Genomic DNA, 23,598 nt, shown 5'->3' with positions numbered 1-23,598 from the left:
TTTCTGATTTTTACTTCGGAAACGCCTCAAAAATAGCATTTACATACTGTCTTAATTCTTCTTCAAGATTGTTGGGCGTGACCACATCATTCGCCCTGCCACGCCAAATGATCTCATTGGTACGGCGGTCAATAAGGTCAATGACTATGGTTCCTTCCTTGTACGGTATCTGCTCAATTGCGGTCCCAGCAATTCGCGGAATGGTAAAATAGTTATTATACGCATAGTTCCTGTAATATGGACCCACGTAATATCCGGGACGATAATAGCTGTAATTGGTGTAAACCGGAGTGGCGTTCACGGCCACTTCTTCGTCCATCATTAGGTGATAATAAACCAAAAGATCGGGCTGGTTACGGTCAAGACGGTAATCCTGGTCCTGCATATTTTCATTGATCTCATCAATTACCACCTCATTTACATATCGGTTATCAAACGCAGTGGTCTTAATTGTATCCTGGTTAGGTAGAAAAGCATAGCTGGAAAAAGAATCCAGGTCTTTTGCGGTCTTTTTATTCGTATTTACTTTAGGACCACAGCTCACTAAAACAATGCTGAGCATTAAAAAAAGTATAGAATATGTCTTCACTTTAAAGATTTTCATTTTTCTCAATTTTTATTGGTTCTAATTGAAGATAAGAATTAAAGAAGGAACTTAAATTGCGAATTAAGCTGTTTAATGGTTTTTTAACCTTAGTTCGGTAGAATTAACATCCCTAATACATCATAACTCACATAAATTCAGGATTTTGCATGTTCTCATGTTATTGTTTATTTTAGGAAATTCTAAAGAGGAGGAATATGCTGTTAGAAAGAATAAACCTGCAACGAAAACTGGAAAGTTTTCGGAAAAAAGAGATCTCTGAGGCAAAGCTTTTGGAGGAGGTAAAGGAGATCCTGCACCGGGAAAAAGATCATGAATCTGCCATTTTAAAACGGCTTCGCGAGGGAGAACCATCGGGAACAGATGGTAATGACTTTGATTTTGACCTTTTGGAGAGCGGCCGAATCTTCCACATCTCCCAGATAAAAAAATTGTGTGTCAATTACAGACTTCGTTTCCTTAACAGCAAGTTCTTCAAAGGAGAACTTCCGGCAGAAGCTGTCCTGGCCGCCAAAGAACTTGAGAAGAAGCATCGCACTACCCTTAAAGGTTATCATATGATCGCTCCCGCCAAATACTTCAGGCTGGAAAATGCAGATGACCCCATGCTTTTTGCACCAATAGGCAATGGCTATTTTTACCTCGTCCATAAATGGGGGAAGGATATTCAACCATTCAGAAAGCTGGCCATGTGGCCCCTGAGGAACCTTGAGACCTTGATCATTTTCAGTTTTTTTCTTAGCTTTTTCCTCACCTTCGGGATTCGGGAGGTATTTTTCAGCAAATTTCAGGAAACCTCGCAGTTCCTTATCCTCTTTATGTACACCTTTAAATCTACTGTTGCCCTGATCTTTTTCTACGGAATTAGTCTTGGAAAAAACTTCAGTTCCGGCAACTGGAACAGCAAGTTCTACAATGCTTAATGTTAAACTGAGACTAAAAGCCCCTGTGGGTTCGATGACAATTTGTTATTTTTAACAGCAAAAGCATTTACATTATGAGTTCAGAAGAAGATTACAAAAGAGTCTATACAGGCTCTGAAGTGAACGTGCAATATCTGCAGGAACTAATGGAAAAGGCCGGCATCCACACCAGGGTAAGAAACGATTTTGATTCGGGCTTAAGAGCGGGGTTTGGAGGCGGATTGCCGGGACAGGTTCAACTGTTCGCTATTTCCTCACATTATGAAGAAGCTTTAAAGATCGCCCAGGCCACGTTTCCCGAAAATAAGTCGTAAATGAACCGTTCCCCCAGAAATAAATATTTCACCCTTCTTATAGGAATTGCATTTTTGGGGTATGGAAGTTACAGGCTCATTTCTTTTTACCTTGGGGCCGATTACAATACTTTCAGAATTATTGTTGACATCATCCTGGTGCTGCTGGGGGCCTGGGACATTTACAGGTTTATCAAGATCTCCCGAAAAAAATAAAGGCCTCAAAAGAGGCCTTTTATAGATCTGATCTTTTTCCGATTATTATTTAGCGTACATTTTCTCACGCTGCTCCTTGATCTTTTTATCGCTCATGTACTCATCGAAACTCAGGTAACGATCTATCGCTCCGTTTGGAGTAAGTTCGATCACCCTGTTAGCTACGGTTTGCGCGAACTCATGATCATGAGTGGTGAAAAGAACCGTTCCTTTAAAGTTCTTTAAAGAGTTGTTGAAAGCGGTGATAGATTCCAGGTCCAGGTGGTTCGTAGGCTCATCGAGCATCAACACATTGGCTCTCATCATCATCATTCGGCTAAGCATACAGCGCACTTTTTCACCTCCCGAAAGCACTCTGGCTGTCTTAAGGGCTTCTTCCCCACTGAAGATCATTTTCCCAAGGAAACCACGTATATATACTTCCTCACGCTCCTCTTCGGTCTTGGCCCATTGTCTAAGCCAGTCCACAAGAGTAAGATCGTTATCAAAATATTCTGAGTTGTCTAACGGCAGGTAAGACTGATTGGTAGTGATACCCCAGCTGTATTTACCAGAAAGCGGCTGCTGTTTCCCGTTGATGATCTCGTAGAAAGCCGTGGTGGCACGGGAATCTTTAGAATAGACCACAACTTTATCTCCTTTTGCAAGGTTGATATCTACATCCTTGAAAAGCGTCTCCCCTTCTATTGAAGCCGAAAGGTTCTCGATGTTGAGGATCTGGTCTCCTGCTTCCCGTTCTCTTTCAAAAATGATCGCAGGATACCTTCTGCTTGAAGGTTTGATATCTTCGATGTTCAGCTTTTCTATCATCTTCTTACGTGAAGTGGCCTGCTTTGATTTTGCCACGTTCGCGCTGAATCGCTGTATGAACTCCTGCAGCTCCTTCTTCTTCTCTTCAGCCTTCTTGTTCTGCTGTGCCCGCTGACGTGCCGCTAATTGCGAAGACTCGTACCAGAAAGTATAGTTACCGCTGTAATGGTTTATCTTTCCGAAGTCGATATCTGAAATGTGGGTACACACCGCGTCAAGGAAGTGACGGTCGTGAGACACCACGATCACAGTATTTTCATAGTTGGCCAGGAAATTTTCTAACCAGCTAATGGTTTCGTAATCCAGGTCGTTGGTAGGCTCATCCATGATAAGCACATCAGGATTTCCAAAAAGCGCCTGGGCCAAAAGCACCCGCACCTTAAGCTTATTGTCAAGGTCACCCATTAAGGTGTAGTGATTGTCTTCCTTTATCCCCAGGTTAGAAAGCAAAGCCGCAGCTTCACTGTCGGCATTCCAGCCGTTCATCTCTTCAAATTCTACCTGCAGCACTCCTACTCTTTCCCCGTCGGCATCGCTGAAGTCTTCCTTTGCATAGATCTCATCCATTTCCTTTTTGATGTTATACAAAGGCTTGTTCCCCATAATGACAGTTTCCAGCACAGGGTATTCATCATAAAGATTGTGGTTCTGCTCCAAAACAGACATTCTTTTCCCAGGCTCCAGGTGCACATGTCCCGAAGTAGGCTCTGACTTGCCACTAAGTATCTTTAAAAAAGTTGATTTTCCGGCTCCGTTGGCACCAATCACACCATAGCAATTCCCTTGAGTGAAGGTGGTATTTACCTCATCAAACAACACTCTCTTCCCAAACTGGACCGATAAATTTGAAACTGTTAACATAGACTATTTTCTGAAATTTTTGCAAAAGTAGCCATTTAAGCTTATTCCTTAAAATATTAACTTTTTTAAATTCATATTTAACTCCGAGTTAACAGCTTACTCTGCGTTCTCAGCATAATTTTGCTTTCCCGTAATTTTTTGGCCCTCCGTACCCTTTGGAAAAGTTGAAAGTGAACATATCTTCTGCTGCCTTACCTGTAATTATAATACAGGTGTTTTTTTTACTTTTCTCAAGTTGCGAAAGCTCTTCAAATAAGGAGAACCCAAAGACCTATGTAAGTGGTGAGATAGTAAATCCCACCTCCAATTACGTGATCTTCCAAACTGGTGGTGAAATCCTGGATACGGTTTACCTGGATGCTCAGAATCGATTCTCATATCAGGTGGATAGTGTCCAGAATGGCCTGTACCTTCTACAACACCGTCCGGAGACGCAGAATTTCTATCTCACTCCCGGAGACAGTCTCTTGCTTAGAGTAAATACACTGGCTTTTGATGAATCCCTGCACTTCAGCGGAAGCGGTGACGCAGAAAATAATTTTCTTGCAGAAATGTATCTGAGCGATGAGAGCAATTCTGAACTCCTGCTTTCTTTTTATGAGACCGATCCTTCCGAATTCAAAAGAAAAACAGATTCCATAAGGTCAGATAGGCTGAATGCTCTGGACAGGATGAAACAGAAGCACAAGTTCTCCAAAGATTTCGTTGAGCTGGCCGAAAAGATCATCAATTACGAATCCTTTGACCTGCAGGAGCGGTATATCTACCTGTTCAACAAGTACAAAAAAGGTTCTAAAGAAAAGCTTCCTGCAGACTTTGACGATTACCGTAAACAGGTAAAGTTCAATGAAGAGATACTGCAATGCAGCCCGGGCTACAAAAGATTTATAGATAATTACCTTATTAACCGTTCTTTTAAATGGTGCGCCAAACAGGCTTTTGATTACAACGACTGCTCCAGCCTTACAGATGCCGAAAATATCAAAAGCAGAATAAGAATGGTAGATGACCTGATCCAATTACCCGCGCTGCGGAAGCATTTTATTTCCAAACTCGCATCTTTAGGAGTCATCATGGCCAAATCAAGAGAGGAGATCCTGGAAATTATTGACCTGGTCGAAAAAATTGGCTATTCCCAGGAAGGTTTAGATGATCTCAAGCAGCTTGGCTCCATCCAGTTGGCCTTTCTACCGGGTACCACCCTTGACCGGGTTTCTCTCATAGATACTCAGGGCAACACAGTAAATTTTGAGGATATCATAGAAAAACCCACCATCATTTTTCTCTGGTCTATCTACAGCAATCAACACAAAGAAGACCATAAGCTGATCAGGGAGCTTAGAAAGAAATACCCGGAAATCAATTTTGTGGGAATAAACTTTGATGTTGGCGAAGTACCGGCCTGGAGGATCGCGGTGAAAAAATACAACTACAACCAGGAGCAGGAATTTCAACTTGGCCCCACCCGGATCGAAAAAAGGTTCTTCAGATATTATCTCAACAAACTCCTTTTCCTGGATCCTTCAGGCAAGGTGATCATTGGTGATGCTTTTATCAATTCCCCCGACTTCGAAAATCGGATCCTTGAATTTCTCAACAGATAAAAAAAGCCTTTATTCCGAAGAATAAAGGCTTGAGTTAAATTAGCCCTAAATAAAAAGTTAGTTTCCCTTCTTATGGTCTGCAAGGAACTTCTCCAAACCAATATCGGTCAATGGGTGGTTCAATAGTCCCACGATAGAAGACAACGGCCCGGTCATCACATCGGCACCGATCTTAGCACAGTCGATCACGTGCATGGTATGTCTTACTGAAGCAGCCAGGATCTCAGTTTCAAATCCGTAGTTATCATAGATCATTCTGATCTCTGAAATCAGGTTCAACCCATCCGTGGAAATATCATCAAGTCTTCCTATGAAAGGAGAAACATAAGTAGCTCCCGCTTTAGCTGCCAAAAGTGCCTGTCCAGGTGAAAAAACCAGGGTACAGTTGGTCTTGATGCCTTTGTCGCTGAAGTATTTAATTGCCTTTACCCCGTCTTTGATCATTGGCACCTTCACGATGATCTGCTCATGAAGTTCGGCAAGCTCTTCCCCTTCTCTCACAATGCCGTCAAAGTCTGTAGCAATAACTTCAGCGCTCACATCCCCATCTACAATATCGCAGATCTTCTTGTAGTGTTTAAAAATGTTGTCTTTTCCGGTAATTCCTTCCTTGGCCATCAAAGAAGGGTTGGTAGTTACCCCGTCAAGAACCCCAAGTTCCTGGGCTTCCCTTATCTGATCAAGATTGGCGGTGTCAATAAAAAATTTCATAGTGTGTTGTGTATAAAAATTAATGTTCCTGAAAAAGCTGATTTTTCAGACCTCTGCAAAACTACAATTTATAATGTTTCAAGAGTAATCTCTCGTAGACTTTGTCGGGCAGGATACGTTTTAGCGCCACCGAAAACTTCTGCAGCGGCTCCCCCACCTTATAATGTATACGGGGATTCTCTTCCCCAATGATCTCGTAAATAGCCTTCGCCATTTCAGAAGGATCTTTTCCTTCATCCACATGCTGGTCCATCAGTTTCAGCGTATTCCCGTATTGTTTCTCATAAGGCGACCCCTCGATGATTGGAGCGTGGTATCTTCCGGCAGCTATATTTGTCGCGAAATCCCCCGGCGCTACATTGGTCATTTTAATATTGAAATCCTTGAGTTCCATCCTGAAGGCTTCGGTAGTGATCTCAAGGGCTCCTTTTGAAGCTGAATAAATTCCGCGGTAAGGCAAACCCATATAACCCGCAATAGAAGTCACGTTGATAATAAGGCCTCCCCTGTTCTTTCGCATTGACGGAAGCACCGCCTTGATGACGTTAAGAGGTCCGAAGTAATTAGTATCAAAGGCTTTTTTGATCTCTTCGTTCGGAGTTTCCTCAATGGGCCCGGTAATGCCCACGCCGGCATTGTTGATTAGCACATCGATCTTTCCTGCTCTGGAGATCACTTCAGAAACCGCTTTTTCAATGGTTTCGGGGCGGGTGACATCAAGAGCTATAAGAGGAAAATCAGACTTCCGGTTACCCGGATTCCTGCTGGTGCCAAATACGGTAAAATCTTTTTGCTGAAGGAAGTTCGCGATGGCTTCTCCTATTCCTGAAGAAGCACCGGTAATTAGAACCACTTTGTTTTCTTTCATGCTGCAAAGATGCAACAAAATTTCACGAGCAGAAACAAAAAATGGCAAGCGACCCACATCACACCGCTACGACCGCTTACCCTTGCTGCGTTCCCGCCCTGGGGGATTCAGCAGGAGCTGGTTGTGTGGGACTTGCCGGGGCAAATATACAACCTTTCACTCTTTTTGCAAGCATTTTCTAAACTGAATTAAATAATTTACCTTGCTTAAAAATCCTTGTTATAGATGAAAATTGTTAACTCCCTGTTGTTCTTATTTTTAGGCCTCGCCCTTTTTTCCTGCGGAAATGATCATGAAGATGAAACCGCTGATTATTCCCTTGAAATTTTGGAAAACAAGTCCGAATTTCAGCTGGGAGAAAGCATTCAGGCCAGCGTAACGGCTGCAGGAAATGCCGGAATTGACTCGGTAGTTTACTTTTTGGGAAATCAAAGACTTCAGAAAACCACGGGCCAGGCTTCCCTTACCCATACTTTTCAGAATGAAAAGCTCGGAAAATGGGATCTCGTGGCTAAGATCTATTCCGAAGGAAAAAACAGGGAACTCAGAAGAGTGATCACCTTATATAACGACACGCCACCAATTGCCTACACTTATGAGATCGTGAACTCCTACCCTCACGCCACAGACGCCTATACACAGGGGCTGGAATTCTACAACGGTGAACTCTATGAAAGCACCGGCCACTACGGCGAATCTTCGCTGAGAAAGGTTGACCTGGAAACCGGAGAAGTACTGAAAAAGATCGATATCCCCGCCACTTATTTCGCTGAAGGTATTACCATTTTGAACGATAAGATCTACCAGCTTACCTGGAAGGAGGACATTGGTTTCATCTATGATGTAGAGACCTTTGAAAAACTGGAAGAATTCGCATACAACCAAAGCGAACAGGGATGGGGGTTAGCGAACGACGGGCAAAAACTCTATAAGAGCGATGGTACTGAAAACATCTGGATCCTTGATCCCGAGACCCTGAGAGAAGAAACTTTTATCCAAACCCTTACCCACAGAACCATTTCTACCCAGCTAAACGAACTGGAATGGGTAGAAGGAAAGATCTACGCCAACACCTATCAAAAGGACGGGGTGGCCATCATCAATCCTGAGAATGGGGCAATTGAAGGGATCATCAATTTCCAGGGCCTAAGGGAAAAACTTGGCAATACTGCAGATCTTGATCCTGTGAACGATGTACTGAACGGGATCGCTTACAATCCTGAAACCAAAAAGCTTTACGTGACCGGTAAGGACTGGGATACGTTGTTTGAAGTGATCATCAAGGAAAATTAAATGGTAGTTCCCGCCGAAATATATGTGCACAGGCGAACGGTCTCAAAAGAAGACCTTGACGACCTCCACCATGTGAACAATGTGATCTATGTGCAGTGGATACAGGATATCGCCAAAGAACACTGGGAAGTGCGCGCATCTGATGACCTCAAAAGTAAGTTTATTTGGGTGGTCATAAGGCATGAGATAGACTACAAGAAACAGGCATTTTTGGGAGATGAGATCCTGATCGAAACCTATGTTGGGGAAACAACTTTTGTCACTTCAGAAAGGTATGTGAACATCAAAAATGCAAAAACCGGGGAGGTTCTTGTGGCGGCAAAATCCATGTGGTGCCTGCTTGATGCCGACACCAAACGTCCAACGAAGATCACAGAGGAACTTAGAACTGTTTTTCACAAGCAATGAGAACTGCCTCTGCCCTTCTCCTTCTACTTATCCTGGTTCTTTGGAGTTCCTGCAGATCTGATTTCGAAACGGTGGAAAGCATGGGAAATCTGGAATTTTCCAGGGACACTGTTTACCTGGATACCGTCTTCACCGGCCTCAGCTCTTCGACTCACACTTTAAAAGTTTATAATCGCAGCAATGAAGATATCCACATTCCGCAGATAGCTTTGGGCCGGGGCGAATCTTCTGCATACCGACTCAATGTTGATGGCCTGCCGGGAAAGTCATTTTCAAATGTGGAGATCATGGCAAAAGACAGCATTTACATCTTCATTGAAACCACTGTAGACCTGCAGGAGACAGATCAAAAGGAATTCCTGTATAACGATGCCATAGAATTCATTTCTTCCGGACATCGGCAGGAAGTACCGCTGGTTACCCTGGTTAAGGACGCGATCTTCCTTTTTCCCGATAAAGATGAAGAAGGTGGTATCGAAACCATCCCGCTGGGAGTTGACGAACAGGGCGAAGAAATAAGGGCAAAAGGCTTTCTGCTTGGGGAGCAACATCTCAACTTCACCAATGAAAAAGCTTATGTGATCTATGGCTATGCTGTGGTGCCTTCAGGAAAGACCCTTACGATCAATGCCGGTGCGAGGATTTACTTTCACGAGAACAGCGGGATCCTTGTTTCCGATGCCGCTACCCTTAATGTGAAGGGATCTTTAAGCGAAAACCGGGAAAATCCAATTAACGAGGTGATCTTCCAGGGAGATCGTTTAAGTGAGGAATTTGAGAACATTCCGGGACAATGGGGCACCATCTGGCTAAAAAGAGGCAGTATCAACAACTCTTTTCATCATGCCACCATCCGTAATTCCACGGTCGGGATACTCGCGGAAGGAGATCAGCAAAGGACAGCTCCCCTGCTGCAGCTGAAAAACACGCAGATCTATAATTCGGCTGTAAATGGTTTACTCGGAGTGGGCGCGGGAATTTCAGCAGAGAACCTGGTGATCAACAGCAGCGGACAGGCCTCTGTACACCTTATCGGCGGATCTTATGAGTTCAAGCACAGTTCCCTTTTGAATTACTGGAATGAAGGCTTCCGGCTGTTCCCGGCGGTGCTCCTTGAAAATGAGATCATTTCCGAGACCAACGTGCGATCGATAAACCTGGAAAAAGCCCTTTTTTCCAACTGCATCATCTTCGGAAATGAGAGACAGGAACTGCTTTTCAACCGCAACGAGAACGCTGCTTTTAATTTTGAGTTCAGGAATTGCCTCATCAAGTTCGAAGATCCTTCAGGAGAATTTACAGAGGACCCATTGTACGATTTCACAAGTGAAGCTCACTACAGCGCCATCATCCTGAATGAAAATCCGTTCTTCTGGAATGTGGATAATGATGATTTCCGCCTGCAGGAAGGTTCTCCCGCAATTGACTCCGGAAACCTTCCTACCGCCAATGAAGTGCCCTTTGACATTCTTAACGTGAGTCGGCTTCCCGATCCTGATCTCGGGGCTTATGAATGGGTGAAGAAATAGAAAAAGCGGTCAAAATTGCTTTTTGACCGCCTTTTTCCCTTAGATCTTTTTAGAAGTTTAGAACTTGAAAAGAGGTTTTCCGTGCATCATTTCTGAAACTTCTTTGCCTATGGCTTCCAGTTCGGCTTCATTTTCAAAGTTGGTGATCACCCGGTCGATAAGGTCAACAATAGTAGCCATATCTTCCTCTACCAGTCCGCGGGTAGTTACCGCCGGCGTCCCTATCCTGATCCCTGAAGTGACAAACGGAGATTTGTCATCGAATGGCACCATGTTCTTGTTTACGGTAATATCGGCTTTTACCAGAGCTTCCTCAGCTTCTTTCCCTGAAATATTCTTGTTGCGAAGATCGATCAGCATCATGTGGTTGTCCGTTCCGCCGGAGATCACTTTATAATCTTTTGCTATAAAAGCCTCAGCCATGGCCTTGGCATTCTTTTTCACCTGCACCATGTAGTGAAGGAACTCGTCTGTAAGCGCTTCTCCAAAGGCAACAGCCTTGGCTGCGATAATGTGTTCCAAGGGTCCTCCCTGGTTTCCGGGGAAAACGGCACTGTTGAGCAGCGTGGACATCTTTTTTAGGTTCCCGTTCTTCAGTTTCTGTCCGAATGGGTTATCAAAATCTTTCCCCATCATGATGATCCCGCCACGCGGTCCTCGTAATGTTTTATGAGTGGTAGAAGAGACCACGTGACAGTGCGGAAGCGGATCGCTCAGAAGCCCTTTTGCGATAAGTCCTGCGGGATGCGCGATATCAGCAAAGAGAATAGCTCCTACCTTATCGGCTATTTCCCGGAAACGTTTATAATCGATCTCTCGTGAATAGGCCGAAGCTCCGGCGATGATCATTTTAGGCTTTTCCTTTTCGGCGATGCGCTCTACTTCATCATAATCGATAAGGCCGGTCTTTTCATCTACTCCGTAGAAAACCGGATTGTATAATTTTCCGGAGAAATTCACCGGTGAACCATGAGTAAGATGCCCTCCATGAGAAAGGTCAAAGCCCAGAAATTTATCCCCGGGATTCATGCAGGCCTGGAAAACAGCAGTGTTTGCCTGTGAGCCTGAATGTGGCTGCACGTTAGCGTATTCAGCATTAAAAAGCTCCTTCAGGCGTTCTATGGCCAGATTTTCCACTTCATCAACCACCTCACACCCGCCGTAATATCTTTTGCCGGGATACCCCTCGGCGTATTTGTTGGTAAGGACCGAACCCGCTGCCTCCAGCACCTGATCACTTACAAAGTTCTCGCTCGCAATCAATTCCAGTCCATCAAGTTGTCTTTCCTTTTCTTCAGCAATTAAATCAAATAATTCTGTATCCCGTCGCATATGATTTTTTTACGTTAAATAATCCTCAAAAATAGCAAATACATTCGGTTCTTTAATAGAAAATAATATATTTGGTTCGAATTGATTTTAACAAAATACCAACATTTATTATGTCTATTACAGCTAACGATCCTAACCGAAAAACCTGGCTGGAAGTACCTGCGAATTCTGATTTTCCTATTCAGAATATTCCCTTCGGCGTATTTCTGACCCGGGATGATGTGATCACCATTGGCACCCGAATCGGGGATACTGCCATTGACCTGGGAGCACTTCATCAATTAGGATATTTTGAAGGAATCCCGCTGACCGATGATATATTTTTACAAGACACTCTAAACGATTTTATTTCTGACGGAAAGAAGACCTGGCGCCTGGTAAGAAACCGCATTGCCGATATTTTTGATGCCAACAACGCCTCATTAAGAGATAACGAGGAACATCGAAAAGTGGTTCTTTTTACTCTTGATGAGATCGAGATGCAAATGCCGGTACAGGTGGGCGATTATACCGATTTTTACTCCAGTAAAGAACACGCAACGAATGTGGGGACCATGTTCCGGGATCCCGATAATGCCTTATTACCAAACTGGCTTCACATTCCTGTGGGTTACCACGGAAGAAGTTCTTCTATCATTCCAAGCGGAATTCCGATTCACAGGCCACAGGGACAAACAAAAGCAAAGGACGCGACCGAACCAACTTTTGGGCCTTCGCAAAGAGTGGATTTTGAACTGGAAATGGCTTTCATCACTACAGATGCCAACCATTTGGGAGAGCCTATTCCAATTGAGGAAGCCGAGGATTACATTTTTGGACTGGTACTTTTCAACGACTGGAGTGCCCGCGATATCCAGACCTGGGAATATGTACCGTTAGGCCCGTTCTTAGCGAAAAACTTCGCTTCTTCCATATCTCCATGGATCGTTACCCTTGATGCCCTGGAACCGTTCAGAACCGAAAGCCCGAAGCCCGAGAAGAAATTATTGCCTTACCTTCAGTACGAAGGCAAGAAAAGTTTTGATATCAACCTGGAAGTTTTCCTCAAGCCTGAGAACGGAGAGGAAAACAAACTCGTCCAGTCCAATTTCAAATACATGTACTGGAACATGAGTCAGCAGCTCGCACACCACACGGTAAACGGTTGCCCGGTGATCTCCGGAGACATGATGGGATCGGGAACCATTTCTGGACCTACCCCCGATTCTTACGGTTCTATGCTTGAGCTTGCCTGGAAGGGTGAAAAACCGATCAAATTGAAAGACGGCAGCGAAAGAAAGTTCATTGAAGATAACGATACCGTGATCATGCGCGGATATTGTGAAAAGGGAGATTACAGAATTGGTTTTGGAGAGGTAAGCACCAAGTTGCTTCCTGTTTTTGAACCAAAGAAGAAATAAGTTTTCAACTTTATTCCCATAAAAAAGAGCCACAATCTTGTGGCTCTTTTCATATCATTAAAACTCAATATTAACGGCGATCTTCATGTCGTCGCTGCTCATGACGCTCCCGCTCCATATCGCGTTCTCTTTCGGCGTCTTCTTTTCTTTGCTTATCACGATCACCCGCAGCCTGTTGCTGTGGCTTTCTTTGTTGTTCGCTCTGCTGTTGCCGTTTTTCTTCTTCTCTTCTCTTTTCCATAATTCGGTTTTTTAAATTAGACTAATTTGTCTTCTAAAGATAGACAAAGAATCACTTCAAAATCCTGTAAGTCAATTTATTAACTCGAATTTAGCTGTTTAACATAAAGAATTTCCGTCAGAAAAATCAGAGATGTTTCTTGAGATCCTCCACATCTATTGACTGGTGCGAAGCGTGGTGCACTACCTTCCCGTCTCTTAGAATAATGAGCTGCGGACTTTCGTGTCTCACGTCAAAACGATCAGCAACCTGGTTGGAGATTTCCCGGTTGGCAAGCAGGTCCAAAAAATACATTTTATGATCCTCTTCATGAAGATCAAAGTTGCGTTCAAAATTGTTAAGCACCATTCGGCTGATCCCGCAACGGGTAGAATGTTTGAAGATGGTAACGCATTTCTCTTTTGATTCAGATTCGATTTTATCCAGCTGCTGTGAATCAGTAAGCGAATGCCAGGGCACCTCCCTGATCTCATCTTTAGATATATCTCGCTGACTTTTAAATACTTTATCAAATAATCCCATGATTTCTTCTTTTCATCAAAAATACCATTTATCTCGCGGAAAGCATTGTTCTCTATTCCTAATTTTTAACTAATACCTATCAGCATTACTTCAAAAATGGCTAACTTTATATAAGACAAAAAGTCAGAAAAATCTGATGCCAATCGGTCGTTTTGTCTGCCCCTCCCCGCTGGTACATGAATTGCTAAACTTCAGAAAAAGATCCTAATACACTAAGACTATGAACTTGAACAATTTTACTATAAAGTCCCAGGAAGCCATTCAGCAGGCACAACAGCTGGCACAGGAAATGGGACATCAGCAAATAGAGAACGAGCATATTTTCAAGGCTATCATGATGGTAGATGAGAATGTGACGCCATTTTTGCTGAAAAAGCTCAACATCAACGTGGGACTTTTTCAGCAGATACTTGACAAGAGCCTGGAGAGTTTTCCGAAGGTAAGCGGAGGCGATATTATGCTTTCCCGGGAAGCTTCACGTATGCTGAACGACGCTTCTTCCGCAGCAAAAAAGATGGGAGATGAATACGTTTCCATAGAACATATCATTTTAGCCATTTTTAATTCTTCAGGAAAAGCAGGACAGATCCTGAAAGATCAGGGAGCGACCGAAAAAGGGCTGAAAGCCGCTATCCAGGAACTGCGAAAAGGAGAAAAAGTGACCTCTCAAAGCGCCGAAGAAACCTATAATTCCCTGAACAAATACGCCAATCACCTCAACAAGCTGGCCGAAGACGGAAAGCTGGATCCGGTGATAGGAAGGGATGAAGAGATTAGACGAGTTTTACAGATCCTCTCCCGAAGAACCAAGAACAATCCTATGTTGGTGGGTGAACCGGGAGTGGGTAAAACTGCTATCGCCGAAGGCCTGGCCCATAGAATCGTGGCCGGTGACGTGCCCGAAAACCTGAAAGACAAGCAGATCTATTCCCTGGATATGGGAGCTTTGATAGCCGGGGCTAAGTACAAAGGAGAATTCGAGGAACGTCTGAAGGCGGTGATCAAAGAAGTTACTTCCAGCGAAGGGAGCATCGTGCTCTTTATTGACGAGATCCATACTCTGGTAGGCGCCGGCGGCGGACAAGGAGCCATGGATGCCGCGAACATCCTGAAACCTGCACTGGCCAGGGGAGAACTCCGAGCCATTGGTGCCACCACCCTTGATGAATACCAGAAATATTTTGAGAAAGACAAGGCGCTGGAAAGACGTTTTCAAAAGGTAATGGTAGATGAACCAGATACCGAGAGCGCAATTTCCATCTTACGCGGGATCAAAGAAAAATATGAGACCCACCACAAGGTCCGTATAAAAGACGAGGCCATTATTGCCGCTGTGGAGCTTTCACAGCGCTATATCACTAACCGTTTTCTACCCGATAAGGCGATCGATCTAATGGACGAAGCAGCATCAAGACTGCGGATGGAGATCAACTCCAAACCTGAAGACCTTGACGTGCTTGACAGAAAGATCATGCAGCTGGAGATAGAAATGGAAGCCATTAAACGTGAAAAAGATGAGGCTAAACTAAAATCGCTAAGAGCAGATCTCGCGAACCTTAAGGATGAGCGCAATGAGCTGCATGCTCAATGGAAAAACGAAAAAGAGGTGGTAGACAATATCCAGACAGCCAAGTCAAACATTGAAGAATACAAACTGGAAGCCGAAAAAGCGGAAAGAGAAGGTAATTATGGACGTGTAGCCGAATTGCGCTACGGAAAGATCAAGGAAGAGCAAGAAAGGTTGGCAGAACTGCAAAAGCAGTTAGAAGAAAACCAGCAGGGAAAATCTCTTATCAAAGAAGAGGTGACAAACGAAGACATTGCTGAGATCGTAGCCAAGTGGACCGGAATTCCAGTGAAAAAGATGCTGCAGAGCGAACGTGAAAAATTGCTGAAGCTGGAAGACGAGCTGCACAAACGGGTGGTTGGCCAGGAAGAGGCTATTCAGGCGGTAAGTGACGCGGTGAGAAGAAGCCGTGCCGGCTTACAGGATCAGAAAAAGCCTATCGGTAGCTTCCTGTTCCTGGGTACTACCGGGGTTGGTAAAACGGAATTGGCCAAGGCTCTTGCCGAATACCTGTTTGACGATGAAAGCGCCATGACCAGGATCGACATGAGCGAATACCAGGAGCGTCACGCGGTGAGCCGACTGGTAGGTGCGCCTCCGGGTTACATCGGTTATGAGGAAGGCGGACAGCTTACTGAAGCTGTGCGTAGAAAACCCTATTCGGTAGTGTTACTGGATGAGATCGAAAAGGCCCACCCCGATACCTTTAATATTTTACTGCAGGTGCTTGATGAAGGGAGGTTGACCGATAACAAAGGAAGACTGGCAGATTTCAGGAACTCCATCATCATCATGACCTCTAACATTGGTTCACACCTCATCCAGGAGAAGTTCGAGACCGTAAAAGACCTGGATACTGCCATGGAAGGCGCAAAAGTGGAAGTGCTGGCATTGCTGAAACAGAGTGTAAGGCCGGAATTCATCAACAGGATAGATGATATCGTGATGTTCACTCCGCTAACACAGAAGAACATCCGTCAGATCGTGGGACTTCAGCTGAAGGGAGTGAAAAAGATGTTGGCAAAACAAGGAATCACTTTAGACGCGACGGAAGAAGCTATTGCGAATCTGGCCCAGAAAGGATTTGATCCGCAGTATGGAGCAAGGCCGGTAAAAAGGACGATTCAACGGGAAGTACTTAATAAGCTTTCCAAAGAGATCCTGGGCGGAAATGTCGCTACAGACAGTATCATCCTGCTAGACGCCTTTGACGATGAACTGGTCTTTAGAAACCAGGAAGAGATAGCCTGATAGAAATTGAGCAAAACAAAAACGGCCGGGAAAATTTCCCGGCCGTTCTATTTTTAGAGAGCTACCATCTTTCGATCTCTCTTTTGAGTTCTTCTTTATCTCTGCCGGTCCTTTCCTGTAAACGGCCCAGCATTTCATCAAAACGGCCTTCAGAGTAGGTCATATCATCATCTGTGACCTGCCCATACTTTTGTTTGAACTGGCCTTTGATCTGTTTCCATTTTCCTTCTAATTGATCATCATTCATAACTCTTGGTTTTATGGTTAAAAAAGAAAATTACTTCATTTTTATTTCAATAGCTGCTAAAAATGTCCCATTTTGGTCTTAAGAATTTGTTATTTTTACCTGCATGAAAAAGATGATTTTCCTGGCCCTTATGGCCTGTTCCCTAGTAAGTTGTAAGAGTTCAAAAATTGGTGCTACAGATAATCTCCAGCTCAGGTATCTGGATGATCACGTGATCCCTGCCGATCATACTGCCGGAAAAACCCTTGTAGGAGGACTTTCCGGAATTGATTATCATGACGGCAATTATTTCCTGGTAAGTGACCAGCCTGGAAATCCAAGATTTTACACTGCCCAGATCCATATTTCAGGAGAACAGATCGATTCCATTTCTTTTTCCGGGGTAACCCGAATCAATACTGATGCTGAAGCTTTGAAAAACGAGCACCTTGACCTGGAAGGGATAGTTTTTGACGCCGAAAAGCAGGAATTCATCCTGAGCAGCGAAGGTTCTATAAAGAATCAAAAAGATCCCATGATCTTCAGAACCACTCCAGAAGGAAATTTTAAAGAGGCTTTTGAAATTCCGGATAATTTTAAAGCCAAAAGCAGCAAAAAACCTCGCGGCAATGGCACTTTTGAAGGCCTTGCCCCATCCTATGACGGAAAGGGGGTGTGGATGGCCATGGAGCTGCCGCTAAAGACGGACGGGCCAAAACCTAAACTTATCAAGACAGAATCTCCTGTAAGGATCACCTATTTTGACAACAAAACAGGAAAACCTACTCGACAATTTCCCTACAGGCTTGAACCTATAGCCAAGATCCCCTGGCTTTATTTCGCGGTGAACGGGGTGACCGATCTGCTGGAGTACGCTCCCAATAAGTTCCTTATCCTGGAACGCGGTTACGCCAGCGGCCATGGCAGCAAAGGAAATACCGTGCGTATCTTTGATGTGGACGCCAGCCTGGGCACTAATACGCTTGACCGGAATAATCTTGGAGTGACCTTTTATAACCCGGCGAAAAAGAAACTCGTCTTTGATTTCAAGTGGGTGAAAAAGCATCTTTCCGAAGAGATCATTGACAACATTGAAGGCATCACTTTTGGCCCTGAGCTGCCAAACGGCAACAGGAGCATTATTCTAATTTCAGACAATAATTTCAATACCCTTGGAGAACAGCTCAACCAGGTGATCCTCATGGAATTCAAACCTAAAAAATAAACGATATGACCACTTTTCTGATCCTTGTTTTTTCACTATTTTCTTTGGGAACACCCTCAGGAGAAACTACCCAGGAAGCTATGACCACTTACTACTTTATTCGTCATGCAGAAAAAGACACCAGCGACCCTCAGGACAAGGATCCAAAACTAACCGAAATCGGTCTTGAAAGGGCAAAGAAATGGGCAGAAGTGTTCAAAGAAGTGGAATTTGACCTCATCTATTCTTCCGATTTTAACCGTACTCGCACTACCGCCAAGATCATCGCAGAGTCGAAGGAAAAAGAAGTGGATATTTATGACCCTCGAAAGTTGAATGACGCGGAATTTCAGAAAAGATCAAAGGGCAAAAAAGTGCTGGTGGTAGGCCACAGCAACACCAATCCGCATTTCGTGAATCTCATCCTGGAGGAAAACAGATACAAGGACATTGATGAAGCCGAAAGCGGCAGCCTTTTTATAGTTCACGTTTTCCCGAACGGTGCAAAAGCCAGCGAAGTACTTTATATCAACTAGATCACTTCACCTCCACGTTCAGGATCTCATTATTGATCTCTGAAATTTTCATGAGTTTCCCTTCTTCATAAAGGTCGTCCAGATCCTCAAGAGGTGTGGAAAGATCGTCGGTTTTGTAATTGTCATAATTTACAAACCGGATCCCTTCTATTTTCCTTGGATCTTTGGCTACCCTGAAACGGATCCCGCCATCGTTAACATAGAAACGGTAAGCAAAATAATCTATAGTGAATTCTTCTTTATTGACCCAGTACATGTATACATCCTCATGGTCGGCCCCTCCGCCTTCCTGTGCAAAGGTCACTCTGATCTCGTAATAGGGTTTTCCCGAGATAGTGTCCTGCCCTACCAGTTCTTTTTGAACTGCCGCGTCATGTAAACCGTATGGCAGCTGCACGAAATAGTGAACAGAATTAACACTATTTGCATACAGGGTCGCAAGCGAATCAGAAATCTTCACCTCCTCTCCTTCCCGGTACCTTTTTAGTCCCTCATTATTGAGCACATCTTTCACCTCTCCCAAAGAATCCTTGAAACTGCGGGTAAATTCATAAAGTCCGCCATTTCGGTCACTGGTGTAGGATCTGTTTCTAAAGGTAAATTCCACATGCGCATTTTTATAGCGTTCTCCTCCCGCTTTTTCAATGGTTTTATCAATAATGGCATCGGCAGTAAGCTCTTTCTCTTCATTGTTACAGGAAGAAAAGATGATCAGCAAAAGTAGTAAGGCAAATTTTTTCATGGTATCTATTTTCAACGGCGTAAAAATACATAATTCCTATACTTCGGAAAATTCCGAAGAATTACTTAAAACCCTCGTAGTTTACCGAAAGCTTTTTACTTTTGTTGATATGAAGAATAAGAACAACATCAATATCAAAAACCGGAAGGCGAAGTTCGAATACGAGATCCTGGACACTTATGTTGCGGGGATCAAACTGGCAGGAACCGAGATCAAATCCATCAGGGAAGGCAAAGCTTCCATCGCCGAAAGTTTTTGCGAATTTTCAAACAACGAGTTGTTCGTCATCAACATGACCGTGCAGGAGTATTCTCATGCCACCTACTTCAATCATGATCCTAAACACGCGCGCAAACTGCTGCTCAACCGGAGGGAACTGAGAAAACTGGAAAAGGAGGTGAAGAATTCCGGGTTAACTATTGTACCCTTAAAGCTTTTCATTAACGATCGCGGACTTGCAAAGATGCAGATAGCTCTGGCCAGAGGTAAAAAACTTTACGATAAGCGTGAAACGCTAAAGGACAGGGAGAATAAACGACGCCTTGACCGTATTCAGAAAGAGTACAGATAGATCTAATTCTTGTCTTCCAGAAGAGGCACGAACCTGAATTCCCCGAACTCGGTCTTCTGGAATTCTGTTTTGGATTTTCTTTCTATCAAGGTCATCACCTGCGAATCTTTTCCAACGGGAATAACCATTCTGCCACCAACCTTTAACTGGCTCAGCAATGGCTTTGGAATAAAGGGCGCGCCGGCAGTGACTATGATGCGGTCAAAAGGAGCATAATCGGGAAGGCCTTTGTAGCCGTCACCAAAACCCAGGTAACGTGCTCTGTAACCCAATTTTGAAAGGAAAAGCTTTGTTTTTTTAAAGAGCTCCAGCTGCCGCTCGATGCTGTACACCTTGGCTCCCAGCTCACACAGCACAGCGGTTTGATAACCGCTTCCCGTCCCTATTTCAAGAACCATATCACCTTTTGAGACCTGCAGCACTTCGGTCTGGAATGCAACGGTATAGGGTTGTGAGATGGTTTGGTCGGCAGCAATTGGAAAAGCCTTGTCCTGGTAAGCATGATCCTCAAAGCTGCTGTCCATGAAAAGATGCCGGGGAATGGCCTTTATGGCATCCAAGACTTTCTCGTCCCGAATTCCTTTTTCGGCAACCAGTGCTGCCAGTTGCTGCCTCTTTCCCTGATGTTTAATAGTATCTTTTCGCACGCCTCCAGAATATGAGGCCCAAAATTACATAAAGATTCAGTTTTGATAAAGAAAAAAAGCAGCTCTGCGTTTATTAGCCCTAAATTGGCATTGGCTTTAGGTCAAGAAATATTATTTTTGTTCAAAACGTGAAAAGTATGCTCAAAGCTGGCGTGTTAGGCGCAGGACATTTGGGGAAGATCCATCTTCGCCTGTTGCAGGAATCAAAGAAATTCGAACTGGTAGGGTTCTACGACGTGGATGAAACCAACGGCCGAAAGATCGAAGACGAATTTGGATACACCTATTTCCACAATCTTGATGACCTAATCGCCGCGGTAGATGTTGTAGACGTGGTCACTCCTACCCTGTCGCATTTTGAGACCGGAAAAAAAGCGATCACGGCCGGGAAACATCTTTTCATAGAAAAACCCATTACCAATACTGTTGATGAAGCTGAAAATCTCGTGGCTCTCGCTAAGGAATACGGCGTAAAAGGACAGGTTGGTCATGTGGAGCGGTTTAACCCTGCCTTCATGGCCGTGGCTCCAAAAATTGACAACCCCATGTTCATCGAAGCCCACCGTTTAGCGGAATTTAATCCGCGGGGGACAGATGTTCCTGTGGTTCTGGATCTCATGATCCATGACATTGATGCCATCTTGAGTGTGGTTAAATCTGAAGTGAAGAGTGTGACCGCCAGCGGAGTTTCGGTGATCAGCGAAACGCCAGATATCGCCAACGCCCGCATCGAATTCGAGAATGGTTGTGTGGCCAATCTCACCGCCAGCAGGATATCACTGAAGAACATGAGAAAAGCCCGCTTTTTTCAGCGGGATGCCTACATCTCGGTAGATTTTCTCGAAAAGAAATGCGAGGTAGTAAAGATGAAAGACGCACCTGAGCAGCCGGGAGATTTTGACATGATCCTTCAGAATGCAGAGGGCGTAAAAAAACAGATCTATTTTGACAACCCGCAGGTGAGCCTCAACAACGCCATTCTTGACGAGCTCGAGTCCTTCGCCAGCGCGATAGAACATGATACTACACCGGTCGTGAGCCTGGAGCAAGGTACACAGGCCCTGCGTGTAGCCAAACAAATAATCAACTCTTTTAACTAAACCAAAATGAAGAACATTGCAGTTATTGGTGCAGGTACCATGGGTAACGGAATTGCCCACACTTTTGCCCAATTCGGATACAAAACAAAACTCATAGATATTTCTGAATCTTCTCTCGAAAAAGGGATGAACACCATTTCTAAAAACCTGGACAGAATGGTTTCCAAGGAGAAGATAACCGAAGAAGACAAACTTAATACCCTCAACAACATCAGCACTTTCACCAAGATCTCTGAAGGTGTGAAAGGTGTTGACCTGGTGGTGGAAGCCGCCACAGAAAATGTGGAGCTTAAACTTTCCATTTTTGAACAGTTGGACGAACTTTGTGCTGCGAACACCATTTTGGCCTCTAACACCTCCTCTATTTCGATCACCAAGATCGCTTCTGTGGTTTCCAACCCTGAGAGAGTGATCGGGATGCATTTTATGAACCCGGTGCCGGTAATGAAACTGGTAGAGATCATTCGAGGGTACAACACCAGCGACAAAGTGACCAGGTCTATCATGAACCTGTCAAAGAAATTACAGAAGGAGCCTGTTGAAGTAAACGATTATCCTGGATTCGTGGCCAACCGCATTCTTATGCCCATGATCAACGAATCTATCGAAACATTGTACAACGGCGTAGCCGGCGTACAGGAGATCGACACTGTGATGAAACTAGGAATGGCACACCCTATGGGGCCATTACAATTAGCCGATTTTATCGGGTTGGACGTGTGCCTCTCAATCTTAGAAGTGATGTACAGCGGTTTCAAAAATCCAAAATACGCGCCTTGTCCGCTATTGGTCAACATGGTGCAGGCAGGAAAACTAGGGGTAAAATCGGGAGAAGGATTTTATGACTATTCAGAAAGCAAAAAGGCCGAAAAGGTCTCCGGTCAATTCTCTTCATAGATTTTGGCAAAGATAATTCCATTCAGGGCGGTAAGGCCTTCCCGTGACAAGGTGGGCCTTGTTGCCTCCCGTTCCTACCAGGATTATTCGGTAGAAGAACTCAAATTTCAGCTGGAACACAACCCCTTCTCCTTTCTGCATATCATCAATCCGGGTTATAAATTTCAGAAGGAAATTTCGGGCACCAAGCGATTTCAGCTGGTAAAGAACCGCTACCTCGAATTTAGGGAAGAAGGCATTTTCATTCAGGATGAACTGCCTTCCTACTACATTTACAAAACAATCTCCCGGGATCAGATTTACTGCGGAATCATCGCCGCTACCAGTGTAGACGACTACGACAAAAATGTCATCAAACGTCACGAAGACACTATTTCTCAGAGGGAAAATCTCTTTAAGGATTATTTGCAGACGGTAGGCTTTAATACAGAACCTGTGCTGCTCACTTATCCTGACAGTGAAGTAATTAACAAGATAACCGATGAAGTGCGGTCGCAAAGGCCTGAATACGAATTTTCATCTCTTAATCGTGACACCCATTACCTGTGGGTGGTGAACGATCCAAAACTTACAGAACAAATAAGGGAAGAATTTGAAAAAATGGACTGCGTCTACATTGCCGATGGGCATCACAGATCGGCTTCCTCTTCGCTGCTGGCTGCAGAAAGCCGCGAGAACAATCCGAAGCATACGGGGGAAGAACCATATAACTACTTCATGAGCTACCTTATTGCCGAAAGCAATCTGAGGCTCTATGAGTTCAACAGGCTGATCACCGACCTAAACGGCATGAGCAAAAAGGAATTTCTCATGCAGCTTGATGAGTGGTTCAGGATCGAGAACCGCGGCAGTGAGCTGTACAAACCCTCTAAAAAACATCATTTTTCGATGTACCTGGACGGGGAGTTCTATTCGCTCTACCTTCGCAAGACCATGTATGAGTTCACAGACCCGCTTAGCGCGCTGGACCCGTACATTCTTTTCGTAAAGGTGCTGAAGCCGCTTCTGGGCATTGAAGATCCCAGGAATGATCTCAGGATTTCGTATCTTCCGGGGAGGCAGGAATCTTTCGAGGTTAAAAAAGCGGTAGACGAAGAGCATTTTGCAGTAGGCTTCGGAATGCTTCCGCTTACCATTGAAGAGGTAAAACAAATTGCCGATGCCGGCCTTACCATGCCTCCGAAAAGCACATACATAGAGCCAAAATTAAGAAGCGGACTCACTATTTATGAATTTTAGAAC

25 protein-coding genes and 1 other RNA gene are annotated in these 23,598 nt (G+C 44.3%); 15 read left to right on the top strand and 11 right to left on the bottom strand.

Annotated features, from left to right (window positions below; genetic code table 11):
• Positions 1 to 10: 10 nt before the first annotated feature.
• Positions 11 to 604, bottom strand: a complete 594-nt coding sequence (locus BLS64_RS05245) for a DUF4136 domain-containing protein (RefSeq protein WP_093112466.1) — start codon at positions 602 to 604, stop codon at positions 11 to 13.
• A gap of 197 nt (positions 605 to 801) precedes the next feature.
• On the opposite strand from BLS64_RS05245, the gene BLS64_RS05240 reads away from it, so the two are divergent.
• The 3 genes from BLS64_RS05240 (at position 802) to BLS64_RS05230 (ending at position 2,036) form a co-directional block, all read left to right on the top strand.
• On the top strand, positions 802 to 1,527 hold the full coding sequence (locus BLS64_RS05240; protein WP_093112465.1) for a hypothetical protein: 726 nt from the start codon (positions 802 to 804) through the stop codon (positions 1,525 to 1,527).
• Between the two features lie 74 nt (positions 1,528 to 1,601).
• On the top strand, positions 1,602 to 1,841 hold the full coding sequence (locus tag BLS64_RS05235; protein ID WP_093112464.1) for a putative signal transducing protein: 240 nt from the start codon (positions 1,602 to 1,604) through the stop codon (positions 1,839 to 1,841).
• Positions 1,842 to 2,036 carry a hypothetical protein gene (locus tag BLS64_RS05230; protein WP_093112463.1) on the top strand — a complete coding sequence of 65 codons (195 nt, stop codon included), beginning with the start codon at positions 1,842 to 1,844 and terminating at the stop codon, positions 2,034 to 2,036.
• Between the two features lie 45 nt (positions 2,037 to 2,081).
• On the opposite strand, the gene BLS64_RS05225 is transcribed toward BLS64_RS05230, so the two are convergent.
• Entirely contained in the window at positions 2,082 to 3,707 is a 1,626-nt protein-coding gene (locus BLS64_RS05225) for an ABC-F family ATP-binding cassette domain-containing protein (protein WP_093112462.1), read from the bottom strand.
• 170 nt (positions 3,708 to 3,877) lie between these two features.
• Here BLS64_RS05225 and BLS64_RS05220 point away from each other — a divergent pair, with 170 nt between their 5' ends.
• Positions 3,878 to 5,311 (top strand): TlpA family protein disulfide reductase, encoded by a 1,434-nt coding sequence (locus BLS64_RS05220; RefSeq protein ID WP_143019275.1) that lies wholly within the window; start codon positions 3,878 to 3,880, stop codon positions 5,309 to 5,311.
• Between the two features lie 57 nt (positions 5,312 to 5,368).
• Here the strand turns inward: BLS64_RS05220 and fsa are convergent, their stop codons facing one another.
• From fsa to ffs, 3 genes are all read right to left on the bottom strand, one after another.
• Entirely contained in the window at positions 5,369 to 6,022 is a 654-nt protein-coding gene (fsa, locus tag BLS64_RS05215; RefSeq protein ID WP_093112460.1) for a fructose-6-phosphate aldolase, read from the bottom strand.
• Between the two features lie 61 nt (positions 6,023 to 6,083).
• The gene (locus BLS64_RS05210) at positions 6,084 to 6,890 is read right to left on the bottom strand and encodes an SDR family oxidoreductase (RefSeq protein WP_093112459.1); all 807 of its coding nucleotides are present in this window, start codon (positions 6,888 to 6,890) and stop codon (positions 6,084 to 6,086) included.
• Positions 6,891 to 6,929: 39 nt separating this feature from the next.
• Positions 6,930 to 7,028, bottom strand: an RNA gene (ffs, locus tag BLS64_RS05205) — signal recognition particle sRNA small type.
• A gap of 87 nt (positions 7,029 to 7,115) precedes the next feature.
• Between ffs and BLS64_RS05200 the strand changes: the two genes are divergently transcribed.
• From BLS64_RS05200 to BLS64_RS05190, 3 genes are all read left to right on the top strand, one after another.
• Complete coding sequence (locus BLS64_RS05200) at positions 7,116 to 8,183, top strand: glutaminyl-peptide cyclotransferase (RefSeq protein WP_093112458.1); 1,068 nt, start codon at positions 7,116 to 7,118, stop codon at positions 8,181 to 8,183.
• Positions 8,184 to 8,591, top strand: coding sequence for an acyl-CoA thioesterase (locus tag BLS64_RS05195; protein ID WP_093112457.1), 408 nt, complete (start codon positions 8,184 to 8,186; stop codon positions 8,589 to 8,591).
• Positions 8,592 to 8,671: 80 nt separating this feature from the next.
• The gene (locus BLS64_RS05190) at positions 8,672 to 10,120 is read left to right on the top strand and encodes a choice-of-anchor Q domain-containing protein (RefSeq protein WP_245693376.1); all 1,449 of its coding nucleotides are present in this window, start codon (positions 8,672 to 8,674) and stop codon (positions 10,118 to 10,120) included.
• 57 nt (positions 10,121 to 10,177) lie between these two features.
• Here the strand turns inward: BLS64_RS05190 and glyA are convergent, their stop codons facing one another.
• A complete protein-coding gene (gene glyA, locus BLS64_RS05185; protein WP_093112455.1) occupies positions 10,178 to 11,452 on the bottom strand; it encodes a serine hydroxymethyltransferase in 1,275 nt (424 codons plus the stop codon).
• Between the two features lie 110 nt (positions 11,453 to 11,562).
• Between glyA and fahA the strand changes: the two genes are divergently transcribed.
• Positions 11,563 to 12,852, top strand: coding sequence for a fumarylacetoacetase (gene fahA, locus BLS64_RS05180; RefSeq protein ID WP_093112454.1), 1,290 nt, complete (start codon positions 11,563 to 11,565; stop codon positions 12,850 to 12,852).
• A 70-nt stretch (positions 12,853 to 12,922) separates the two neighbouring features.
• Here the strand turns inward: fahA and BLS64_RS15175 are convergent, their stop codons facing one another.
• Entirely contained in the window at positions 12,923 to 13,093 is a 171-nt protein-coding gene (locus BLS64_RS15175) for a hypothetical protein (RefSeq protein WP_176763432.1), read from the bottom strand.
• Positions 13,094 to 13,219: 126 nt separating this feature from the next.
• The gene (ytxJ, locus tag BLS64_RS05175; protein WP_093112453.1) at positions 13,220 to 13,615 is read right to left on the bottom strand and encodes a bacillithiol system redox-active protein YtxJ; all 396 of its coding nucleotides are present in this window, start codon (positions 13,613 to 13,615) and stop codon (positions 13,220 to 13,222) included.
• A gap of 220 nt (positions 13,616 to 13,835) precedes the next feature.
• Between ytxJ and clpB the strand changes: the two genes are divergently transcribed.
• A complete protein-coding gene (gene clpB, locus BLS64_RS05170; RefSeq protein ID WP_093112452.1) occupies positions 13,836 to 16,433 on the top strand; it encodes an ATP-dependent chaperone ClpB in 2,598 nt (865 codons plus the stop codon).
• A 61-nt stretch (positions 16,434 to 16,494) separates the two neighbouring features.
• On the opposite strand, the gene BLS64_RS05165 is transcribed toward clpB, so the two are convergent.
• The gene (locus BLS64_RS05165; RefSeq protein WP_093112451.1) at positions 16,495 to 16,680 is read right to left on the bottom strand and encodes a CsbD family protein; all 186 of its coding nucleotides are present in this window, start codon (positions 16,678 to 16,680) and stop codon (positions 16,495 to 16,497) included.
• Positions 16,681 to 16,783: 103 nt separating this feature from the next.
• Here BLS64_RS05165 and BLS64_RS05160 point away from each other — a divergent pair, with 103 nt between their 5' ends.
• Positions 16,784 to 17,884: an esterase-like activity of phytase family protein gene (locus tag BLS64_RS05160; protein WP_245693375.1), complete on the top strand. Its 1,101-nt coding sequence runs from the start codon at positions 16,784 to 16,786 to the stop codon at positions 17,882 to 17,884.
• 5 nt (positions 17,885 to 17,889) lie between these two features.
• Positions 17,890 to 18,399: a phosphoglycerate mutase family protein gene (locus tag BLS64_RS05155; RefSeq protein ID WP_093112450.1), complete on the top strand. Its 510-nt coding sequence runs from the start codon at positions 17,890 to 17,892 to the stop codon at positions 18,397 to 18,399.
• A 1-nt stretch (position 18,400) separates the two neighbouring features.
• On the opposite strand, the gene BLS64_RS05150 is transcribed toward BLS64_RS05155, so the two are convergent.
• A complete protein-coding gene (locus tag BLS64_RS05150; protein ID WP_093112449.1) occupies positions 18,401 to 19,141 on the bottom strand; it encodes a DUF6503 family protein in 741 nt (246 codons plus the stop codon).
• Between the two features lie 109 nt (positions 19,142 to 19,250).
• On the opposite strand from BLS64_RS05150, the gene smpB reads away from it, so the two are divergent.
• Positions 19,251 to 19,712, top strand: a complete 462-nt coding sequence (smpB, locus tag BLS64_RS05145; RefSeq protein ID WP_093112933.1) for an SsrA-binding protein SmpB — start codon at positions 19,251 to 19,253, stop codon at positions 19,710 to 19,712.
• Positions 19,713 to 19,714: 2 nt separating this feature from the next.
• Here the strand turns inward: smpB and BLS64_RS05140 are convergent, their stop codons facing one another.
• On the bottom strand, positions 19,715 to 20,359 hold the full coding sequence (locus BLS64_RS05140; RefSeq protein WP_093112448.1) for a protein-L-isoaspartate(D-aspartate) O-methyltransferase: 645 nt from the start codon (positions 20,357 to 20,359) through the stop codon (positions 19,715 to 19,717).
• 137 nt (positions 20,360 to 20,496) lie between these two features.
• On the opposite strand from BLS64_RS05140, the gene BLS64_RS05135 reads away from it, so the two are divergent.
• The 3 genes from BLS64_RS05135 to BLS64_RS05125 are packed head-to-tail and all read left to right on the top strand — an operon-like array spanning position 20,497 to position 23,595.
• Positions 20,497 to 21,459, top strand: coding sequence for a Gfo/Idh/MocA family oxidoreductase (locus BLS64_RS05135; RefSeq protein ID WP_093112447.1), 963 nt, complete (start codon positions 20,497 to 20,499; stop codon positions 21,457 to 21,459).
• Between the two features lie 6 nt (positions 21,460 to 21,465).
• The gene (locus tag BLS64_RS05130; protein ID WP_093112446.1) at positions 21,466 to 22,356 is read left to right on the top strand and encodes a 3-hydroxyacyl-CoA dehydrogenase family protein; all 891 of its coding nucleotides are present in this window, start codon (positions 21,466 to 21,468) and stop codon (positions 22,354 to 22,356) included.
• 3 nt (positions 22,357 to 22,359) lie between these two features.
• The gene (locus tag BLS64_RS05125; RefSeq protein ID WP_093112445.1) at positions 22,360 to 23,595 is read left to right on the top strand and encodes a DUF1015 domain-containing protein; all 1,236 of its coding nucleotides are present in this window, start codon (positions 22,360 to 22,362) and stop codon (positions 23,593 to 23,595) included.
• The last annotated feature ends 3 nt before the right edge of the window (positions 23,596 to 23,598 follow it).

The sequence above is a fragment of the Salinimicrobium catena genome (assembly GCF_900102915.1).
Classification (GTDB): Bacteria; Bacteroidota; Bacteroidia; order Flavobacteriales; family Flavobacteriaceae; genus Salinimicrobium; species Salinimicrobium catena.
This window is presented reverse-complemented; position numbering and strand designations above follow the sequence as displayed.